Annotated in this window: 5 protein-coding genes; all 5 read right to left on the reverse strand. The window is 38.4% G+C overall.

The window, feature by feature from the left end:
• Positions 1-763: condensation domain-containing protein (locus MHN30_RS23645; protein ID WP_239361300.1), on the reverse strand; the 763-nt coding region annotated here is incomplete at its 3' end.
• 50 nt (positions 764-813) lie between these two features.
• Positions 814-1,851, reverse strand: a complete 1,038-nt coding sequence (locus tag MHN30_RS23650; protein WP_130166021.1) for a TauD/TfdA family dioxygenase — start codon at positions 1,849-1,851, stop codon at positions 814-816.
• Positions 1,852-1,900: 49 nt separating this feature from the next.
• Positions 1,901-3,112: a cysteine desulfurase gene (locus MHN30_RS23655; RefSeq protein WP_239361301.1), complete on the reverse strand. Its 1,212-nt coding sequence runs from the start codon at positions 3,110-3,112 to the stop codon at positions 1,901-1,903.
• A complete protein-coding gene (locus MHN30_RS23660; RefSeq protein WP_130166019.1) occupies positions 3,105-4,367 on the reverse strand; it encodes a phenylacetate--CoA ligase family protein in 1,263 nt (420 codons plus the stop codon). Before MHN30_RS23660 ends, MHN30_RS23655 begins: the two co-directional genes overlap by 8 nt.
• 78 nt (positions 4,368-4,445) lie before the next feature.
• The coding region (locus MHN30_RS23665; RefSeq protein WP_239361302.1) for a phosphopantetheine-binding protein at positions 4,446-4,906 on the reverse strand (461 nt) is incomplete at its 5' end.

The following is a 4,906-nucleotide window of genomic DNA, read 5'->3' on the forward strand; positions in this document are numbered from 1 at the left end:
GCCAATGTGCATAGTCTATATACTGTATCGGCAGGCCCGGCAACGGATTTGCCTTACCCGCACTATACGCATGGTATAACGCAAAAAACTCCTTCGTCAGAACATCTACTGACCAACCATCCGAGGCAATATGGTGCATGTTGAAAATCAACACGCCTGACTCTCCCCCTGTCTTGATATAGCAGACCCGCAGCATCACATCTTCCGCTAAGTTAAACGCTTGCTTTATGTCCGCTGTGACTCTGCTCTCTATCTCCCCCGCTAACTTCTCACCCGTGAGATGACTCAAATCTTCTTCTTTTATGCTAAAATCTAGCGCCGATACTTCCCTTACCCGTTGTCTCGCTTCTCCCCCTTCTGCTTCATACACACTCCTTAACACTTCATGCCTATCCAATATCGTCTCAAATACCTGTGTTAACACTTTCAGTGAAAATGTTCCTGTGACTCTAAAGACCATTGGCATGTTGTATTCCGGCGTACCGCCTTGAAGTTTATCGATAAACCACAGTCGTTGCTGGGAAAAGGAAGTTACACCATAGGTCAATCCGCTTTTTTCAATGGAGTATTCCTTGGCACTCCTAGAATTACTTTTAAGATTTTTCAGAAAGTTAACTATAAGTTCTTTATTATTTCTAATGAACAACCTTTCTTCATCATTAATTTCACCATCTGGTGAACGTGATTTTAACTTACCATTATCTAGAAACAAACGCACACCTCTAAGATTGAGGTTAGCTAGGAACAATCTAATTTCTTTCATTTAAAAACCTTATAAATACAGCTAGTTAAACTGCCGGAGTGCCTAAATCATTAACTCATTATTGTTCTTTTTAGGTCTACATCTTCCCACTTGCAAAGTTCTGACATTGCAGTAAGAACTAAACGCTCACCTTCAAATGGCTCTCTTCCATGACAAACAGATAAATTATCAACCATTAATACATCACCTTGGTGCCAATCAAAGGTTACTTGCTCTTGAATATAAACCTCTCTAAGGATCGAGATCAGTTCACTATCAATCGAGCTTCCATCGCCAAAGTATGTATGGTTCGGATACTCATTTTCTGAAAAGGAGCGTTGTATAAACTCCCTCGCCTTCGGCTCAATTGTGTCTATATGAAACGAAGTGCAATGGTTAAACCAACATGGCTGTTTTGTTTCTGGATGTTGAAGCGCAACCGACCTAACTTGCTCAGTTGTTAGTGTAACTAATCCCTCATCGTGCCATTTCCATGTGATTTGATTGGCTTTTAGATATTCTTGAGCTTCATCTTTAGTTTCAGCTTGAAATGCCCATTGCCAATCAACATACAAGTTTGGAATAAAGTTCCGACGATATAAATATCCTAAATCGATTAACTTATCTCGCAAAACGTGCGGGATTTTATTATATATTTTTCTTGTATCTGCTAATGGAGTTGCCCCACCTTTATCAGCCACTTTATGGCAATTGAAATATATATATCGTGGAAACTGCAAATTAAAAGACTGCTCGTTATGTAAAAAAATCTCTCCTTCTTTTGGGTGCGCAGTTGAGGTAAATACATTCCCACTAATACGATCTCGTCTTAGCTGACGCTCTAAATACGTATCTAGCGGCTTACTTGTACTTGCACCAACAAAAGACTCGAACATCTTAGCACTAGTGATCTCAAAATTACGAAATAAAATTGCTCCATATCGTTGATGGAGAACCTTCAATTTTTCACTATTTTCTTTAAACCACGCGTCTAGGTTCAATTCAATATTTTTTTTAATAATAACTAATGGTAAGACTTGAGTTTCCGAAAAAAAGCCGCATTCAACATCTGTTGCGTTAAATAATTCCTGATGGGCTGGAACAAGCATAATTGTATCCTTGATTCATAGAGAGTAATTTCATAGTTTTCAAAAAGCTTTAAAACATTACTGAGCTAATATCATCAAGGGCACTAAAGAAGTGTTCGATTTCTGACTCATTGTTATATAAATACCCTGATATTCTTAACACCTGAGATGAAGCTATTTGATCAATGTATGGTTGCGCACATAAATGACCATTACGACACATAATGCCATAAGTATCGCTTAGTACTCGTGCTACATCATCTAACTTCGGAGTTGAAGGGATCCATACGCTTAAAACCGCTCCTCTCTCAGCATTTGGATCTGAATTCACAATTTTCAAGTAATCTCTCTGTTCAGCATATTGAAACATCATTTTCCCGAGGTGTTTATCGTAAGCTTCTATATTATCTATCCCTACGCTATTCATATAGTCGATTGCAGCACCTAAACCCAATACTCCTGCAATATGAGGCGTCCCCGCTTCCAAGCGATGAGGTAATTTCCTTAGTCTAAAGTTATCAAGCTCAACCCAATCAACCATACCACCTCCAAATTGAGAGGGAGTCAACTTTTCAAGCATTTCCTTCCTGCCGTATAAAACCCCTAAGCCTGTTGGCCCCAATGATTTATGAGCTGAGAAGGTTAAAAAGTCTACGTTCAGATCTACAACATTGACCTGCTTATGCGGAACGGATTGAGCAGCATCCAATAACGTTAGAACTCCATGCTCTCTTGCCAATGAGATCATTTCCTTTACCGGGTTATAAACCCCCGTAACATTGGAACAATGCGTGATGGCGACTAGTTTTGGCTGCTTCTTAATCTTAGATTTATAATCTTCTAAATCCAACCCACCTTCAGGTAGCAAATTTACTACTTCCGTTTTAGCATGTGCCACCCACGGAAGCAAATTAGAATGGTGAGAGTCAGCACAGATTAAAACCGTATCATCTTTGGTCAGACCCAAACCTGAAGCAACTAAATTAACCGCTTCGGTGGTGTTTTTAACAAATACAATTTCATTACCTGAGCACGACAAAAGCTCAGCTACTCTATACCGAGCTCGTTCGAATTTGTTTGACACCAGCTCAATAGCATATCCCTTTCCTCGGTGAACATTAGAAGAAACACCACTATAGTATTCGGACATTGCATCAATCACCCTTTGAGGTTTTAAAGAGGTCGCAGCACTATCTAAATATGTTATTTTTCTACCGTCAATCTCTGCTCTAATTCCTGGAAAATCTTGTCTAACTTTTTCTAACTGTTCAACACTAAACATTATTTTTTAATCCTCTAACAAACTGATACTTTCCTGATCGCTCAGCGGCAATGTAGTCAACTAAGCTAACATCTACTTTTAAATCCAACTGAAAAACGGCTTGCAGTTTATCGATAAACTCCTGTTCTGCGCCCTCTAGGTATGATTCATTTGCTATGATTTTAAGCAAAAAGGCAGTTTCTGAAACTTGCTCTAATTGATAAAAATCTAACCATTCTGGAGCACCAAACATTTGATCAATTTGTTGTGGGGAAAGAAAAGGTTGCCCATCTTTAATCAAAAAGTGGGATACTTTACCTTCCATCACAATTTTATTTCTATCAGAACCGCACGTGCATGAACTCGTATTTACAGAAACAATATCTCCTGTTCTGTAACGTAAATGAGGTGAAGCCCCCTGATCAATACTAGAAATACATAGCTCTTTAAATGTGTTACTCAGTGGTGATGTAAACTCTACATCAACATACTCAAAATAGAAACTATCATCATTTACATGCATATGTCCATGATTACACTCCATTGCAACCCACCCAAATTCAGTAGACGATAGCAGTTCACCATACATCGAGCGCATATCATAATATTCCGCTATTTGTCTTCTTGCACAATTTGTAGCACCAGTATAGGCAACCATGACAGGAATTTGAGGCGGTTGAATTCCGCGCTTTTTATAATGTTTTAGTAAGAATGCAAAGTGAGTCGGGTCAACATAAAACAAATCAGGCTCATAAATTTTTATTTCTTCAATGGTACGGTCTAACATTGCTTCAGTGGTAGTCATTAAATCATGATAAACAGGTAAAACAAGTGTTTTATCTGCTAAAACTCTATCCTCTATGGTGCTATTAGGGTTTGCACATTCAACATCCGAGCAATTTGGTGCTGCATACCTCGCAATTTTCCTTCCAGAACGATGGAAAGCCTCATTAATTTTAGGGTTTACTGAAGCACATGATATTGCTCTATTGAGAAGATACATTCCTATTTCTAACGTTATCAGACGTTCACCTGTTGAACCTGAACTACGGCTGTTAGTTACCATAGGATGATTAAGCGTGAAACCTTTTGCTAAAGTTCCTTTTGGAAAGTTCTTTCTATAGTCTAGTTTTGCCGTAAATGGGACGGTTTCCAAGTCTTTCGGTTCTTTAATATTTTCTATATTGGTCTCTGACTCCGTATATAACTTTTGGTAAAATTCAACGTTCTCAAAGCTATACTCAAGCTCTCTCAACACTTTTTGGAAATTTTTCATTCTTTGACCCTTCAATATTGTTCTACTTTTAAACTTCTCACGCGTGAGACTCTTTTATTACTAATACTAAAATTAGATTTACCACTCTTCCTCGACTTCTACTGCACGGACAATCGGCGTGGAACCACAAATAAAATCAAGCTCCATCGCCAACTCTCTGATACTGCCAGATTCCATAATCAATGCTAATTGAGATGAAATGTTTAACTCATTTGAGAGCTTTTGACTTAGGTGGAGACTCAATATCGAGTTAAAGCCTAAAGTGATTAAACTTTCTCCTACACTGATCGCATCTTTATCAATCAAGAGTAACTCGTGGATATATTTTACTAGAAGCTCTTCCATTTCGGTTGTTGTCGCTATAAAGCTTTTAGTTGTCGGAACGTAGTTAATTTTGGGCAGTGCTTTTCTATCTACTTTACCATTACTCGTCAATGGCCACTCTGTAACCAATAAAATAACACCAGGCACCATATACTCTGGCAGAGTTTTCCTTAATGTCGTTTTTATTCTATTGACATAGTCTCCTACTACTTCCT

The sequence above is a fragment of the Pseudoalteromonas sp. OF7H-1 genome (assembly GCF_022347825.1).
Classification (GTDB): Bacteria; Pseudomonadota; Gammaproteobacteria; order Enterobacterales; family Alteromonadaceae; genus Pseudoalteromonas; species Pseudoalteromonas maricaloris.